This window comes from Klebsiella sp. 141153 (assembly GCF_032601995.1).
Lineage (GTDB): Bacteria > Pseudomonadota > Gammaproteobacteria > Enterobacterales > Enterobacteriaceae > Klebsiella > Klebsiella aerogenes.
In genome coordinates, this window is the sequence record NZ_JAQIRJ010000004.1 from 20,902 (window position 1) to 37,669 (window position 16,768).

Genomic DNA, 16,768 nt, shown 5'->3' on the forward strand with positions numbered 1-16,768 from the left:
AAACCTAAGCCACAGAGTTAATTTAAGAGGTATTGTGCTGTGAACATGAACGCAACAATCCTCGGCCAGGCCATCGCGTTTGTTATCTTCGTATGGTTCTGCATGAAGTACGTATGGCCGCCGTTAATGGCTGCCATCGAAAAGCGCCAGAAAGAAATTTCTGACGGTTTAGCTTCTGCAGAACGCGCTAAGAAAGATTTGGACCTTGCACAGGCCAACGCGACCGACCAGCTGAAAAAAGCGAAAGCGGAAGCCCAGGTAATCATCGAGCAAGCGAACAAGCGTCGCTCTCAGATTCTGGACGAAGCTAAAGCTGAAGCAGAACAGGAACGCACTAAAATCGTCGCACAGGCGCAGGCTGAAATCGATGCCGAACGTAAACGTGCTCGCGAAGAACTGCGTAAGCAGGTTGCTATCCTGGCTGTTGCTGGCGCCGAGAAGATCATCGAACGTTCCGTGGATGAAGCTGCTAACAGCGACATCGTGGATAAACTTGTCGCTGAACTGTAAGGAGGGAGGGGCTGATGTCTGAATTTGTAACGGTAGCTCGCCCCTACGCCAAAGCAGCTTTTGACTTTGCCGTCGAACACAAAAGTGTTGAGCGCTGGCAGGATATGCTGGCGTTTGCCGCTGAAGTGACTAAAAACGAACAAATGGCAGAGCTTCTCTCCGGTGCCCTGGCGCCGGAAACGCTCTCAGATGCGTTTATCGCTATCTGCGGCGAGCAACTCGACGAAAATGGTCAGAACCTGATTCGGGTGATGGCTGAAAATGGTCGTCTGAAGGTGCTCCCGGATGTTCTTGAGCAGTTCATTCACCTGCGTGCGGCCAGCGAGGCCATCGCAGAGGTAGATGTTATTTCTGCCAACCAACTGAGTGAAGAACAGCTTGCGAAGATCTCCGGCGCGATGGAAAAGCGTCTGTCACGCAAAGTTAAGCTGAATTGCAAAATCGATAAGTCTGTTATGGCAGGAGTTATCATCCGCTCGGGTGATATGGTCATTGATGGTAGCGTACGCGGCCGTCTTGATCGCCTGGCAGACGTCTTGCAGTCTTAAGGGGACTGGAGCATGCAACTGAATTCCACCGAAATCAGCGAACTGATCAAGCAGCGCATTGCTCAGTTCAATGTTGTGAGTGAAGCTCACAACGAAGGTACTATTGTTTCTGTAAGTGACGGTGTTATCCGCATCCACGGCCTGGCCGATTGTATGCAGGGTGAAATGATTTCCCTGCCGGGTAACCGTTACGCTATCGCACTGAACCTGGAGCGCGACTCCGTTGGTGCGGTTGTGATGGGTCCGTATGCTGACCTCGCCGAAGGCATGAAGGTTAAGTGTACAGGCCGTATTCTGGAAGTTCCGGTCGGTCGTGGTCTGTTAGGCCGCGTGGTGAACACCCTGGGTGCGCCGATTGACGGTAAAGGTCCTGTTGAGCACGATGGCTTCTCGCCAATCGAAGTTATCGCTCCGGGCGTTATCGATCGTCAATCCGTAGACCAGCCGGTGCAGACCGGTTACAAATCTGTTGATGCCATGATTCCAATCGGCCGTGGCCAGCGTGAGCTGATCATCGGTGACCGTCAGACCGGTAAAACCGCGATGGCAATCGATGCGATCATCAACCAGCGTGATTCCGGCATCAAATGCGTATACGTAGCTATCGGCCAGAAAGCGTCCACCATCTCTAACGTGGTGCGTAAACTGGAAGAGCACGGCGCGCTGTCCAACACTATCGTTGTTGTGGCGACCGCTTCTGAATCTGCTGCGCTGCAATACCTGGCGCCGTATGCCGGTTGCGCAATGGGCGAATACTTCCGCGACCGCGGTGAAGATGCGCTGATCGTTTACGATGACCTGTCTAAACAGGCTGTTGCTTACCGTCAGGTTTCCCTGCTGCTCCGTCGTCCGCCAGGACGTGAAGCATTCCCGGGCGACGTGTTCTACCTCCACTCCCGTCTGCTGGAGCGCGCATCCCGCGTTAACGCGGAATACGTTGAGAAATTCACCAATGGTGAAGTTAAAGGTAAAACCGGCTCCCTGACTGCGCTGCCGATTATCGAGACGCAAGCGGGTGACGTTTCCGCATTCGTTCCGACCAACGTAATTTCCATTACCGATGGTCAGATCTTCCTGGAAACCAACCTGTTCAACTCCGGTATTCGTCCGGCGGTTAACCCGGGTATCTCCGTATCCCGTGTTGGTGGTGCTGCTCAGACCAAGATCATCAAGAAACTGTCCGGTGGTATCCGTACCGCGCTGGCGCAGTATCGTGAACTGGCTGCGTTCTCTCAGTTCGCATCCGATCTGGACGAAGCGACTCGTAAGCAGCTGAGCCACGGTCAGAAAGTGACCGAACTGCTGAAACAGAAACAGTATGCACCTATGTCTGTAGCACAGCAGGGCCTGGTACTGTTCGCTGCTGAACGCGGTTACCTCGAAGATGTGGAACTGGCGAAAATCGGTAGCTTCGAAGCCGCTCTGCTGGCTTACGTTGACCGTGACCACGCTCCGCTGATGCAAGAGATTAACCAGACCGGTGGCTATAACGACGAGATCGAAGGCAAGCTGAAAGGCATCCTCGACTCCTTCAAAGCAACCCAGTCCTGGTAAAGTCTGGCGGCTTGCCTTAGGGCAGGCCGCAAGGCATTGAGGAGAAGCTCATGGCCGGCGCAAAAGAGATACGTAGTAAGATCGCAAGCGTCCAGAACACGCAAAAGATCACCAAAGCGATGGAGATGGTCGCCGCCTCCAAAATGCGTAAAACGCAGGATCGCATGGCGGCCAGCCGTCCATATGCAGATACTATGCGCAAAGTGATTGGTCACCTTGCGAACGGTAATCTGGAATATAAGCACCCGTACCTGGAAGAACGCGACGTTAAACGCGTGGGCTACCTGGTGGTGTCGACCGACCGTGGTCTGTGCGGTGGCTTGAACATTAACCTGTTCAAAAAACTGCTGGCGGATATGAAAGCATGGTCCGATAAAGGCGTTCAGTGCGACCTCGCAATGATCGGCTCTAAAGGCGTGTCTTTCTTTAACTCCGTGGGCGGCAATATTGTGGCCCAGGTGACCGGTATGGGTGATAACCCGTCCCTGTCCGAACTGATCGGCCCGGTAAAAGTGATGTTGCAGGCCTACGATGAAGGCCGTCTGGACAAGCTTTACGTTGTCAGCAACAAATTTATTAACACCATGTCTCAGGCTCCGACCATCACTCAGCTGCTGCCATTACCGGCTTCAGAAGATGATGATCTGAAACGTAAGTCCTGGGATTACCTGTATGAGCCCGATCCGAAAGCGCTGCTGGATACCCTCCTGCGTCGTTATGTGGAATCTCAGGTTTATCAGGGCGTGGTAGAAAACCTGGCCAGCGAGCAGGCCGCCCGTATGGTGGCGATGAAAGCCGCGACCGATAATGGCGGCAGCCTGATTAAAGAGCTGCAGTTGGTATACAACAAAGCTCGTCAGGCCAGCATTACTCAGGAACTCACCGAGATCGTCTCGGGGGCCGCCGCGGTTTAACCAGGTTATTTCGTAGAGGATTTAAGATGGCTACTGGAAAGATTGTCCAGGTAATCGGCGCCGTGGTCGACGTCGAGTTCCCTCAGGATGCCGTACCACGCGTGTACGATGCCCTTGAGGTACAGAATGGTAATGAGAGCCTGGTGCTGGAAGTTCAGCAGCAGCTCGGCGGTGGCGTAGTTCGTGCTATCGCCATGGGTTCTTCCGACGGTCTGCGTCGTGGTCTGGAAGTTAAAGACCTCGAGCATCCGATCGAAGTCCCGGTAGGTAAAGCGACTCTGGGCCGTATCATGAACGTCCTGGGTCAGCCGATCGACATGAAAGGCGACATCGGCGAAGAAGAGCGTTGGGCTATCCACCGCGCGGCGCCTTCCTATGAAGAGCTGTCCAGCTCTCAGGAACTGCTGGAAACCGGCATCAAAGTTATCGACCTGATGTGTCCGTTCGCTAAGGGCGGTAAAGTTGGTCTGTTCGGTGGTGCGGGTGTAGGTAAAACCGTAAACATGATGGAGCTGATCCGTAACATCGCGATCGAGCACTCCGGTTACTCCGTGTTTGCGGGCGTCGGTGAGCGTACTCGTGAGGGTAACGACTTCTACCACGAAATGACCGACTCTAACGTTCTGGATAAAGTATCCCTGGTTTACGGTCAGATGAACGAGCCGCCGGGAAACCGTCTGCGCGTTGCGCTGACCGGCCTGACCATGGCTGAGAAATTCCGTGACGAAGGTCGTGACGTTCTGCTGTTCGTCGATAACATCTATCGTTACACCCTGGCCGGTACTGAAGTATCTGCACTGCTAGGTCGTATGCCTTCAGCGGTAGGTTATCAGCCGACTCTGGCGGAAGAGATGGGCGTTCTGCAGGAACGTATCACCTCCACCAAAACCGGTTCTATCACCTCCGTTCAGGCGGTATACGTACCTGCGGATGACTTGACTGACCCGTCCCCAGCAACCACCTTTGCGCACCTTGACGCAACCGTGGTACTGAGCCGTCAGATCGCGTCTCTGGGTATCTACCCGGCCGTTGACCCGCTGGATTCCACCAGCCGTCAGCTGGATCCGCTGGTTGTTGGTCAGGAACACTACGACACCGCGCGTGGCGTACAGTCCCTGCTGCAGCGTTATCAGGAACTGAAAGACATCATCGCCATCCTGGGTATGGATGAACTGTCTGAAGAAGATAAACTGGTGGTAGCTCGCGCTCGTAAGATCCAGCGCTTCCTGTCCCAGCCGTTCTTCGTAGCAGAAGTATTTACCGGTTCTCCGGGTAAATACGTTTCGCTGAAAGACACCATCCGTGGCTTTAAAGGCATCATGGAAGGCGAATACGATCACCTGCCGGAGCAGGCGTTCTACATGGTCGGTTCCATCGAAGAAGCCGTGGAAAAAGCCAAAAAACTTTAACGCCTTAATCGGAGGGTGATATGGCAATGACTTACCACCTGGATGTCGTCAGCGCAGAGAAACAAATGTTCTCTGGCCTGGTCGAGAAAATCCAGGTAACGGGTAGCGAAGGTGAACTGGGTATTTTCCCGGGTCATGCGCCGCTGCTCACCGCCATTAAGCCTGGTATGATTCGCATCGTTAAACAGTTCGGTCACGAAGAGTTTATCTATCTGTCCGGCGGCATTCTTGAAGTGCAACCGGGCAACGTGATCGTTCTGGCCGATACGGCAATTCGCGGTCAGGACCTCGACGAAGCACGAGCCCTGGAAGCGAAACGTAAAGCGGAAGAGCACATCAAGAGCTCTCACGGCGACGTGGATTACGCTCAGGCGTCCGCGGAACTGGCCAAAGCGATCGCTAAACTGCGCGTTATCGAATTGACCAAAAAAGCGATGTAACACCGGCTTGAAAGATAAAAGCCAGTCTGGCAACAGACTGGCTTTTTTTATGCTTAATGACCCACCCTGAGTTTAGAATCAGATGTATTGTTTACTTCCGCTACGGTTGTTAGGTCTGCCTTTAAAGACGGCAGGGCCATTCATCGTGAGTTCCAGGCTGTTGTCTTGTCGGCGGGTTAACCAAGGAGTGGATTCACTCATCGGTTTAGATGTCACACCTGATGGATATAATTCGATAGTATCCTGATCTATTTCAATCAGGCCAATAACGTAGGTATAAATACAGCTACTGAAGAAACCTTTCTTTTTCGTGAAATCAAAAGAGCATTCTACAATCTTGTCACCATACTCCATGCGCATTTTCGGTTTTAATGACGCTACGGCTACCACACCGTTACTGACGGCGGAATAGACACTACATACCAGCGCAATTTTCCCACCCGCCAGTCGGGATATTTCAGGGTTAATTTCTACCTTTTCAACGCCAGGCGCAGAAAGACTTGCGCTAACGACGTCGCCCGTATGGTAAACCCAGGGTTTTTTATTAAACGCACCTGATTTATCCGGCGCCTGAATGAGGGACATATTACCGTCAGGCCACAGAATTCCTACTCGTAAATCCAGGTCATCATTATCGCGACCATCGCCGTTATCTACCCATGTGGCGCTAATCGTAATTTTTGGGGGCGCATCGCTTCCCTTTATAAGCGAAACGCGGTGTTTATCTTCTGGTTTTTTGAGCGAAACTACCGCATTGTTTATATTAGGTTTTTGTAAGCCAGCAGTTGCAGGCGCCGGTTCACTTTCTACCTCGACACCATACATATTACAAAGCCCGACCAGGCCTGAGGAAAATCCCTGCCATATGGATCGGGCTTTAAATTGACCGTTATGCACATATAATTCCAGCACGATAATCCCAGTCTCCTGATTAAATGAACCGGGAGCTAGTTCCAGTATTTGTTCGCCCGCTTTTATTTGTGCCTGCAGATCGTTAACAGTAGAAAACCCCCCAGCGCTTCCGTCTTGAGTCAATGTGATGGCTATTTTCGTGATGCCAGCTGGTAGCTTTGATAAATCAAAATGAATGCTATGGGACATCACATTATTTTGTAGTTCAGGTTGTATAAACATAGCACAACCAGAGCTATGCTTTTGAGCGTTAAAAAACACCATGCCGGTATCATCTTCCGTCTTTCCTGATGCAGTCAGTAGAAAAGAGGTAAGGTTGATATCCAGCCCATTGCCAGTCCGATGGGAAACGGTGACCAATCCAGTTGGCGCGTTTAAAGACGAATTTTCGCCAGGTGTGAGGTATTTATGCATGGTTAATTGTCCTTAATTATTGTGGCATGATTTTTTGAGTCTACACTTTTTATTTTCTCTTGGCTTTTGATTTTATTATTGAGCTAGGTTATATATTTTCTGGATTTATTTAATTAGCTATTATTTTTAATAAGTGGGTTCGGCTAATTAAATATCAGAATTAAATATAGAGAGACCTTCAGGTTCCTGTTCGTAGCATAAAAAGTGCGAGGCCCTCCTTCTTTGTTATTGATTAGTTAAATGATGAGGCGTAGACTCTGTTTTGTGATGTGTATCACAAAAAAAACATAACCCGCACCTGCAATCTGGAAATCATCATGAAACTGTTCCACAAAATCATCGCCAAATTTAGCGCCCTGAGCTTCTAATCGCTGCGCTACCACCCTGTTACACACACTATCGCTCATTCAAACGCCAACATATGTGATGTGAATCCGCGGACAAGAGGTCGCATGAGGGGGGATGCTGGTCACTTAAGGCGATCGGCATTTTTGTCAGGGTATGGTTCGTCACTGCGGTGAGTGCCCTGGGAGAATTTGTCCCCTCAATTCCCTTCTTCATTTCAGTAGAACAAAGGCCTGGTCATTTTGAACAATCACCTTTGTTATCGTCGATGAACTGCTTTGTTTTTTTATCCTGAACTTTGGCTAATTCACCCTTAACTATAAAGTAACGGTATTCCTTATCGCTTAGAACGAATGTTCCTGGGGTTGTGTTTTTATCTTTATCCCAATGTAATCTTTTCTTGTTTTTTTCACCACATTTAAACAATGTCTTACGATTATCGATGCTTTGATTCGCTTCATCATAAATCACCCCATGGCTATCAATAAATTTTGAATAACCATAACTCATCAGAAAATCCGAAAAAACGACGGGGCCACGTCTATCATATTTATCTCTTCTATTATGATTTTCAAGATTATATAAAGTGTTGTTGATAATGAGGTACGCGCTTCCGCTATATTTTGCTTTAACAAGAAAGTAAATCTTGTCCTGTGGAGTGATGCCTATTTTATATATGTCTTTATGATAGTGTTTGTTTATTTGCACCCATATATTATTTTTTGTACGAATAACAGTGTAACCATCATTCTTCATCGTATTATAAATACTATTATCAGGAAGGTAGCATTCCAGATGGGGAAAGCCAGGAACCGGGCACACAGGTGTTACGAGCGTCGGTGGGATACCTGCTAGCGTTTCAATAGCCTTTCCATAGTAAAAAAGGTGCTGGTTATCTGTGGATAAACCCCGACCACTTGGCAGCGCATAGAGATTGGCAGAGATGTTGTTACGAGGCGTTAAAATTAAATTACCTTGTTGATTTTCTATTTTATAAATTTGCTTTCCGGTGCTAATTAATGATTCATTGATCAGATTGACTTCACCGGTAACTGGCACATCCAGAGGTTTTTCTAAGTAATAAATATTGTTCTTATCCCATGCCAGATTACATCCGAGAGAGTATATGTCATGCTCTTTCATTTCGTATGCTTTGAATGATTGAGGGTCGGCGTTTTTTATTTTTGTTCCTTTATAATAAACGTTCTTGTCATCTGCGATGTAATTTATCCTACTATACCCACAGTTGTGATTTGGTTCTTTTATTACATTTATACGATTGGCATTAATATTGAGTGAATAATAGTGTTTTTTTTCACGTTCAATTTCTGGAAGGATATTTAAGTCAGGTGCCATGCAGGTGACACCAGCACAACCAGAGTGCCGATTATATGTCCTGCTATTGTAATTAGTATACCAGGCTTTGTTGTTTTTTAATACATAAGGGCTATCTGGTATTGGTTTGTAATTGCTGCCGCATGACATTTTTTCAACTTTGCCATCGTCGTGCCAATATTCCGTGCATGAATGAAATTTCGCATAGCATGCTGAAGTATTAATAAATAACAATAAAGTAAGGATAATTCCGAATTTTAATTTATGCATTGTATTACGCTTCCTGTGCGGATTAACGAGCAGCCTGTTCCTGGCTAACGGCATAGTGAAATAAAAATGAGCTAGCTCAGCGTAAACCAAAATGCCCATAGAGACTATTGAAATGAAACCATCACTGCTTCACTGGCTAAACAGACTCGCCCATCCATTTACATAAATGATAAAATGCATATTAATCATAAGATGGTATCCATTTACTCATGCTTTATTTATGTATAAAAAAAACAGCAAAAGCAGTGAGATAGGCGACTATTTCTCTCCCTATCATCGTTTTTCAGCGTTAAACTGATTTGCGATGGTGAAAAATAGCGCCCTAAAATGGTGTATAGCATTGAGCCTGGACGTTTTCTCCGCGTCTCGTTTCATGATGAAAAATATGTAGCAATTTCAACGTGAAAGGCTTTTACTTTTCGTTCTAACAGCTGTCAGGATGCGTATGTCAAACAGTGCGATGAGCGTGGTTATCCTTGCCGCAGGCAAAGGGACCCGCATGTATTCCGATCTTCCTAAGGTGCTGCATACTCTGGCCGGGAAGCCAATGGTTCAGCACGTCATTGATGCGGCTAAAGATTTAGGCGCTGCCGCGGTACACCTGGTGTACGGCCACGGCGGCGATCTGCTGCGTCAAACGCTGCATGAAGATAACCTCAACTGGGTGCTGCAAGCAGAGCAGCTCGGTACCGGCCATGCGATGCAGCAGGCGGCGCCGTTCTTCAATGATGATGAAGATATCTTGATGCTCTATGGCGATGTGCCGTTGATTTCGGTTGAAACGCTACAGCGCCTGCGCGCCGCAAAACCGCAGGGCGGTATCGGCCTCTTGACGGTGAAGCTGGATGATCCAACCGGTTATGGGCGCATCACGCGTGAAAATGGCCAGGTAACAGGCATCGTTGAGCATAAAGACGCCAGCGAAGCACAGCGCCAGATTCAGGAGATCAATACCGGGATTCTGGTTGCTAACGGCGCGGACCTGAAACGCTGGTTGGCGAAGATCACTAACAATAACGCCCAGGGCGAATACTACATCACTGATATTATCGCGATGGCTCATCAGGAAGGTCATGAGATCGTTGCGGTGCATCCACAGCGTCTGAGCGAAGTTGAAGGGGTGAACAACCGTCTGCAACTTTCGCGTCTGGAACGAGTATATCAGTCAGAGCAGGCAGAAAAACTGCTGCTGGCGGGTGTGATGCTGCGCGATCCGGCGCGTTTCGATCTGCGCGGCGTGCTGAAACACGGGCGCGATGTCGAAATTGATACTAACGTTATTCTGCAAGGTCATGTTGTGCTGGGCGATCGCGTGAAGATCGGCGCCGGCTGCGTCATCAAAGACAGCGTCATCGGCGATGACTGCGAAATCAGCCCGTATAGCGTGGTTGAAGATGCGCAACTGCAGGCTGCCTGCACCATCGGCCCGTTTGCGCGTCTGCGTCCGGGGGCTGAACTGCTGGAAGGCGCTCACGTTGGCAACTTTGTCGAAATGAAGAAAGCCCGTCTGGGCAAAGGTTCGAAGGCAGGACACCTCTCCTACCTCGGCGACGCTGAAATTGGCGACAACGTTAATATCGGCGCAGGTACCATCACCTGTAACTATGATGGCGCAAATAAGCATAAAACGATCATCGGCGATGACGTGTTTGTCGGTTCTGATACGCAACTGGTCGCGCCGGTCAGCGTCGGTAACGGCGTGACGATTGCCGCGGGCACCACCGTCACGCGTAATATTGCTGACAACGAACTAGTGTTAAGTCGCGTGCCGCAGGTCCACAAACAGGGCTGGCAGCGTCCGGTAAAGAAAAAGTAGTTTTTAGATTGTCGCCGGGTGAGAGTTCGCCCGGCGAACCAGGATGAGAGGATCAATATAGGTCCCCGTCCGCAGGCAGTACCATAAAAATAACCCCACTCTCTACAAGGCTCGGGGCGCCCGTAAAGGGCAAATACAGGTCAGCGACAACGCATGGCATATCGCCATTATCAGGAAATTTAACTATGTGTGGAATTGTTGGCGCAGTCGCGCAGCGTGATATTGCTGAAATCCTTCTCGAAGGTTTACGTCGTCTGGAATACCGGGGCTATGACTCTGCCGGTCTGGCAGTGGTCGATAACGAAGGTCATATGACCCGCGTTCGTCGTCTTGGTAAAGTTCAGATGCTGGCTCAGGCGGTAGAAGAGCAACCGTTACATGGCGGTACCGGGATTGCCCATACCCGCTGGGCGACGCACGGCGAGCCGTCTGAGAGCAATGCGCATCCGCATGTTTCTGAACATATTGCGGTGGTCCATAACGGGATCATCGAGAACCATGAGCCGCTGCGCGCCCTGCTGCAGTCTCGTGGCTATGTCTTCGTCTCCGAAACCGATACCGAAGTTATCGCGCATCTGGTGCACTGGGAGCTGGAACAGGGCGGCACCTTGCGTGAAGCCGTACTGCGCGCAATTCCGCAGCTGCGCGGCGCCTATGGTACGGTGATCATGGATACCCGCGATCCGGGGACGCTGCTGGCGGCACGCTCCGGTAGCCCGCTGGTCATTGGCCTGGGCATGGGCGAAAACTTTATCGCTTCTGACCAGCTGGCGCTGCTGCCGGTGACCCGCCGCTTTATCTTCCTCGAAGAGGGCGATATTGCCGAAGTTACCCGTCGTACGGTGGTTATTTTCGATAAATCCGGCGCGGAAGTGAATCGCCAGGAGATCGAATCTAATCTGCAGTATGACGCCGGTGATAAGGGGATTTATCGCCACTATATGCAGAAAGAGATTTACGAACAGCCGAACGCGATTAAGAACACCCTGACCGGGCGTATCAGCCATGGCGAGGTCGATCTCAGCGAACTGGGGCCGAATGCCAACGCGCTGCTGTCGCAGGTTGAGCATATCCAGATTGTTGCCTGCGGAACCTCGTATAACTCCGGGATGGTCTCCCGTTACTGGTTCGAAGCGTTAGCTGGTGTGCCGTGCGATGTCGAAATTGCTTCCGAATTCCGCTACCGCAAATCCGCGGTGCGTCGCAACAGCCTGATGATCACCCTCTCCCAGTCCGGTGAGACGGCGGATACCCTGGCGGCGCTGCGTCTCTCTAAAGAGCTTGGCTATCTGGGGTCGTTGGCTATCTGCAACGTTCCGGGCTCCTCGCTGGTGCGCGAGTCTGACCTGGCGTTGATGACCAAAGCCGGTACCGAAATCGGCGTGGCATCGACCAAAGCCTTTACCACTCAGCTGACCGTGCTGTTGATGCTGGTGGCGAAACTGGCGCGTCTCAAGGGCCAGGATGCGGCTATCGAGCAGGATATCGTGCATGGCCTGCAGGCGCTGCCGAACCGTATCGAGCAGATGCTATCGCAGGATAAGCGCATCGAACAGCTGGCGGAACGTTTCTCCGATAAGCATCACGCGCTGTTCCTTGGCCGCGGCGATCAGTACCCGATCGCGCTGGAAGGGGCGCTGAAGCTGAAAGAGATCTCCTACATTCATGCTGAAGCCTATGCGGCGGGCGAGCTGAAACACGGCCCGCTGGCGCTGATTGATGCCGAAATGCCGGTTATCGTGGTGGCGCCGAACAACGAACTGTTGGAAAAACTGAAATCCAATATTGAAGAAGTTCGCGCCCGCGGCGGTGAACTGTACGTCTTCGCCGATGGAGACGCCGGTTTCAGCGGCAGCGACAACATGCACATCATCGAGATGCCGCATGTCGAAGAGGTGATTGCGCCGATCTTCTACACCGTGCCGCTGCAGCTGCTGGCTTATCACGTTGCGCTGATCAAAGGCACCGACGTTGACCAGCCGCGTAACCTGGCGAAATCGGTGACCGTAGAGTAACGGTCGATACGACTGAATCAGGCAGTGAAATCTGTAAATCCGGTAGTGTTAATGAAACACTATCGGATTTTTTATATCCAGCTCACACTATGTTTATTTATTTTTTCCAGAATTGAATTTCTCTTCGTAAATTATAAAGATGGTTCATATGTAAAGATAATTAGCGATGCCGCAGGATTACAGAAAGAAAGTTTTTAAAGCAATAGACTATATCAATGATCATCTTTGTGTTAATCCAACGCTGGATGAAATTGCGAGTGAAGTAGCGGTATCAAGTTTTCATTTTCACCGAATCTTTAAAGCTCAGGTTGGGGAAACGGTGGCTGCTTTTACTCGCCGTCTGCGAATGGAAAAGGCGGCCATGCATTTGATTGAATCTCCATATGGCGATATCACCGGTCTTGCTTTGCAGATCGGATTTTCCAGTTCGCAAAATTTTGCTAAAGCTTTTCGTCAGCATTTTTCACTCACCCCCGGTGAGTTTCGTCGTCGTTTTGCGAGACAAGAGAAAAGCAAACCTGGAAACGTCAGTATTGTAGAAAGCGACTATTCTCAATCCGACGCGATGTTGAGCACATGGGATGATGCTGGTTTTATCGCGGCTGGCGTGGAATATTTACCGGCAGTGCGTCTGGCATATATGCGGCGATTCGGCCTGTATGGGAAAGAGACGTGCCAACAAACGCACGCAGACCTGTTAGCCCTGTTTCCTGATACGCCATTGCAGCCCGGAGGAATGATTTGCCTCTATTGGGATTCGCCAGAAGTTACACCGGAGTTACGCTGCCGCACCGATGTGTGCGTAGAACTCGCTGGCAGTGTAAAAACCGGGCGAGAAATTGCCGTACAGACGCGAGCGAGTGGGCGGTATGCCATTTGTAAGTTTGCTGTTTATGGGGAAAATTTGGATACCGCCTGGGATATCGCATTTGCTTGGGTTAATGCTCAGGGTTATTTAAAAGGCGATAGCCCGTGCTATGAAAAATATTATCCAGAAACGGATGTCTCTCGCGATTATTATGTTTTCGATATTGGTATTCCTTTGAAAAACACACCAGCTGAATAACATTTTATAACTATTGATTTGGTCTTTATTGGCAAACGCAACGGAGTTATTAATGAAACGCTCAATGCTTTATCTGGTGTGTGCACTGGCGATGTCTCCTTTTTCAGTTTATTCCCAGCAAGATAATAAAACAATTATATATGGTGGGGACATTTATAGCGCTGATGCGTCAAATCCGCATCCTGAAGCTATTGGTATTGAAGGGGAAAAAATCGTTGCCGTTGGTAAATACCAGGACGTCCTTAAACTAGTTGGCGAACATGCCCGGCAAATCGATCTAAAAGGTCGGTATCTGATGCCCGGATTGATTGATACCCATGCCCACGTCGCTAATGCCGGTTTTCAGACGCTAACGCTGGAATTCCCCGGCGGCTTGCAGGATGCCGCAGCAGTGCGTGCTTTCGTCGCTAAAAATAAAGATAATCCGCAGCGCGATCTGCATGGTGTGCAGTATTACAGTAATGTGCCGTTGGATTACTGGGATCGAATTAGTCTGCTGGATAGCGTATTCAATGCGCCGGAATATAAAAATACGCCGGTGGTGTTGGGTGGCGCTGACGCCCATACCGGCTGGGCTAATCAGGCAATGCTACGTAAAGCGGGTTTAACAACGGAAAAACTCCGACATGCGGATAGCGCTTTTAAAGCGGGAACGGGATTGACAGCTGACGGTAAAATCAGCGGTTTTGTCACTGAAGGCGCGTGGGATTTCGTGATGAATGCCATCCCTGCCGTTGATGACGAGACATTATCCCGCGCCATTATTGCGGGAGCGGATGCCATGAACCAGTTCGGCATTACTGCCTGGATGGATCCGCTCAGCAATATTCGCCCATTGTCACCGATGTTTGACGCCAGCCCTAATCGCAACGATGTAGGCTTGCTTCCTGCATACTCGGCGTTAGCTAAGGCCAATAAGCTAACCGCCCATGTTAGCGGCCTGGCGTTGGTGAATATTAATGCCGGGCCTTCAATTATTGACGATGTGTTAGCGCTGCGCGATAAATTCTCTCAAAGCCCTGATTTCAGGCTGGCGGGGATTAAGATCTTTCAGGACGGTGTCATTGAATACCCTTCACAAACGGCGAAACTGAGCCTGCCTTATTTGAATCGTCCAGGCTATCGCGGCAGCGAATCGTTAAATAAAACCAGGTTCTGTCAGCTGATTACCCGTACGGATGCCGAGCATCTGATCGCGCATTTTCATGCGATCGGCGATCGCGCTGTTGAAGAATCGCTGGATGCCGTAGCTTGTGCCCGAAAAGCCAACGGTAATAGCGAGACGCTACATAGCATCACCCATCTGGAAGTGGTCAGCCCGCAGAGCTACCCTCGTTTTCAGCAGCTTAATGTTGCGGCCTCGATGCAGCTATTATGGGCCGGTAAGGATGGTGATGGCGCCACGACAACCTTACTGGAGGGCAAGGTACCTGCACCTCTGTTAACTCATCTTTATCCGGCAGGCGATCTGTACCGTCACCATGCATTGATTGCCGGCGCCAGTGATTTACCGGTGTCCAGCGCGAACCCGCTATTGGCTATTTACACGGCCGTCACGCGCAGGGGGGAGTTGGGCGAGCTACCGCCGGATAGTGAGAAAATTAGTCGGGAGGCGATGCTTCAGGCCTATACTTTGAATGCGGCGAAGGTGATTGGCCGGGGAGATGAAATAGGTTCGCTGGCCGTAGGCAAAAGCGCCGATTTTGCACTTTTCGATCGCAATCTTGAAAAAGTGAGTATTGAGGAGATGCGTGACGCGAAGGTCGTCTGGACGATGTTTGAGGGCCGTCAGGTTTATCAAGCGGAGTGACGTCATTTCAGGGCTGCCTCCCGGCAGCCTTTTAAGAGATGAAGTAAAATCCGCTTCCCTGCTTTATGACAGACTGTCATTTTCGAACCTTATTTTCACTGTCATACAGGTAAAATCTTGCCGTAAACCTGATGTCACAATTAAATCCAATTCATTGAAAATATTGATTTTAATTTCCTTTCGTCGAACGTATTTCTGCGTGTCATAAAACTGTCATAATTCGTACATTTTACTGTCACCTGTTTGTCCTATTTTGCTCACCATAGCTTCGAAACAACGGTTTACGAATCCCAGCAGGAGACATTATGAACGTTATGCGTACCACCGTCGCAACAGTTGTCGCCGCGACCTTATCGATGAGCGCTTTCTCTGCTTTCGCAGCAGCAAGCCTGACTGGCGCAGGTGCAACTTTCCCTGCTCCGGTGTATGCCAAATGGGCTGATACCTATCAGAAAGAAACGGGCAATAAAGTTAACTACCAGGGTATTGGTTCCTCTGGCGGCGTTAAACAGATTATTGCCAACACCGTGGATTTCGGTGCTTCTGATGCTCCTCTGGCTGATGACAAACTGGCGCAGGAAGGCCTGTTCCAGTTCCCGACCGTGATCGGCGGCGTGGTGCTGGCGGTTAACCTGCCGGGCGTTAAATCCGGCGAGCTGGTGCTGGATGGTAAAACCCTCGGCGACATCTACCTGGGCAAAATCAAAAAATGGGATGACGAAGCGATCGCTAAACTCAACCCTGGCCTGAAGCTACCGGCTCAGAACATCGCTGTGGTTCGCCGCGCGGATGGTTCCGGTACTTCCTTCGTCTTCACCAGCTATCTGGCGAAAGTGAACGAAGAGTGGAAATCTAAAATTGGCGCAGGCTCTACCGTAAACTGGCCGACCGGTCTGGGCGGTAAAGGCAACGACGGTATCGCGGCCTTCGTTCAGCGTCTGCCGGGCGCGATCGGCTACGTCGAGTATGCTTACGCTAAGCAGAATAACCTGGCTTACACCAAACTGCTGTCCGCTGACGGCAAGCCGGTCAGCCCGACGGAAGATAACTTCGCTAATGCGGCGAAAGGTATCGACTGGAGCAAGTCCTTCGCTCAGGACCTGACTAACCAGAAAGGTGAAAATGCATGGCCGATCACCTCAACCACTTTCATCCTCGTCCACAAGGCCTCCAATAAGCCGGAGAATACCGCGGAAGTGCTGAAGTTCTTCGACTGGGCATATAAAAACGGCGGCAAAGAAGCGAATGCGCTGGATTACGCCAGCCTGCCGGACAGCGTGGTTGAGCAGGTTCGCGCCGCATGGAAAACCAACGTGAAAGACAGCAGCGGTAAAGCGCTGTACTAATACCCGCGGAATGTCGAGCTGCCGGCTAGCTTCCTGCAGCTCGAATTATTTCGGGTATAGCATT

At 50.2% G+C, this 16,768-nt stretch carries 14 protein-coding genes; 11 read left to right on the top strand and 3 right to left on the bottom strand.

Going from position 1 to position 16,768, the window contains the following annotated elements:
- Nucleotides 1–39: 39 nt before the first annotated feature.
- From atpF to PGS10_RS08665, 6 genes are read left to right on the top strand one after another with little or no spacing between them, the layout of a single operon-like run.
- Entirely contained in the window at nucleotides 40–510 is a 471-nt protein-coding gene (gene atpF / locus PGS10_RS08640; protein ID WP_004107293.1) for a F0F1 ATP synthase subunit B, read from the top strand.
- 14 nt (nucleotides 511–524) lie between these two features.
- On the top strand, nucleotides 525–1,058 hold the full coding sequence (gene atpH / locus PGS10_RS08645; protein ID WP_015369005.1) for a F0F1 ATP synthase subunit delta: 534 nt from the start codon (nucleotides 525–527) through the stop codon (nucleotides 1,056–1,058).
- 12 nt (nucleotides 1,059–1,070) lie between these two features.
- Nucleotides 1,071–2,612, top strand: coding sequence for a F0F1 ATP synthase subunit alpha (gene atpA / locus PGS10_RS08650; protein WP_015369006.1), 1,542 nt, complete (start codon nucleotides 1,071–1,073; stop codon nucleotides 2,610–2,612).
- Nucleotides 2,613–2,662: 50 nt separating this feature from the next.
- On the top strand, nucleotides 2,663–3,526 hold the full coding sequence (gene atpG / locus PGS10_RS08655; protein WP_015369007.1) for a F0F1 ATP synthase subunit gamma: 864 nt from the start codon (nucleotides 2,663–2,665) through the stop codon (nucleotides 3,524–3,526).
- A 26-nt stretch (nucleotides 3,527–3,552) separates the two neighbouring features.
- The gene (gene atpD / locus PGS10_RS08660) at nucleotides 3,553–4,935 is read left to right on the top strand and encodes a F0F1 ATP synthase subunit beta (RefSeq protein WP_015369008.1); all 1,383 of its coding nucleotides are present in this window, start codon (nucleotides 3,553–3,555) and stop codon (nucleotides 4,933–4,935) included.
- Between the two features lie 20 nt (nucleotides 4,936–4,955).
- Nucleotides 4,956–5,375 carry a F0F1 ATP synthase subunit epsilon gene (locus PGS10_RS08665; RefSeq protein WP_015703917.1) on the top strand — a complete coding sequence of 140 codons (420 nt, stop codon included), beginning with the start codon at nucleotides 4,956–4,958 and terminating at the stop codon, nucleotides 5,373–5,375.
- 78 nt (nucleotides 5,376–5,453) lie between these two features.
- Here PGS10_RS08665 and PGS10_RS08670 read toward each other — a convergent pair whose 3' ends face one another.
- From PGS10_RS08670 to PGS10_RS08680, 3 genes are all read right to left on the bottom strand, one after another.
- Nucleotides 5,454–6,701 (bottom strand): TerD family protein, encoded by a 1,248-nt coding sequence (locus PGS10_RS08670; RefSeq protein ID WP_316422728.1) that lies wholly within the window; start codon nucleotides 6,699–6,701, stop codon nucleotides 5,454–5,456.
- A 236-nt stretch (nucleotides 6,702–6,937) separates the two neighbouring features.
- Nucleotides 6,938–7,108, bottom strand: coding sequence for a hypothetical protein (locus PGS10_RS08675; RefSeq protein ID WP_316422729.1), 171 nt, complete (start codon nucleotides 7,106–7,108; stop codon nucleotides 6,938–6,940).
- A gap of 175 nt (nucleotides 7,109–7,283) precedes the next feature.
- Complete coding sequence (locus PGS10_RS08680; RefSeq protein ID WP_315711987.1) at nucleotides 7,284–8,651, bottom strand: DKNYY domain-containing protein; 1,368 nt, start codon at nucleotides 8,649–8,651, stop codon at nucleotides 7,284–7,286.
- Between the two features lie 445 nt (nucleotides 8,652–9,096).
- Between PGS10_RS08680 and glmU the strand changes: the two genes are divergently transcribed.
- From glmU to pstS, 5 genes are all read left to right on the top strand, one after another.
- The gene (gene glmU / locus PGS10_RS08685) at nucleotides 9,097–10,467 is read left to right on the top strand and encodes a bifunctional UDP-N-acetylglucosamine diphosphorylase/glucosamine-1-phosphate N-acetyltransferase GlmU (protein WP_047078157.1); all 1,371 of its coding nucleotides are present in this window, start codon (nucleotides 9,097–9,099) and stop codon (nucleotides 10,465–10,467) included.
- A gap of 185 nt (nucleotides 10,468–10,652) precedes the next feature.
- Nucleotides 10,653–12,482, top strand: coding sequence for a glutamine--fructose-6-phosphate transaminase (isomerizing) (glmS, locus tag PGS10_RS08690; protein WP_015703916.1), 1,830 nt, complete (start codon nucleotides 10,653–10,655; stop codon nucleotides 12,480–12,482).
- Nucleotides 12,483–12,648: 166 nt separating this feature from the next.
- The gene (locus PGS10_RS08695; protein WP_047078158.1) at nucleotides 12,649–13,548 is read left to right on the top strand and encodes an AraC family transcriptional regulator; all 900 of its coding nucleotides are present in this window, start codon (nucleotides 12,649–12,651) and stop codon (nucleotides 13,546–13,548) included.
- A 64-nt stretch (nucleotides 13,549–13,612) separates the two neighbouring features.
- Entirely contained in the window at nucleotides 13,613–15,358 is a 1,746-nt protein-coding gene (locus PGS10_RS08700) for an amidohydrolase (protein WP_227505030.1), read from the top strand.
- Nucleotides 15,359–15,663: 305 nt separating this feature from the next.
- A complete protein-coding gene (pstS, locus tag PGS10_RS08705) occupies nucleotides 15,664–16,704 on the top strand; it encodes a phosphate ABC transporter substrate-binding protein PstS (RefSeq protein ID WP_015369012.1) in 1,041 nt (346 codons plus the stop codon).
- Nucleotides 16,705–16,768: the final 64 nt, after the last annotated feature.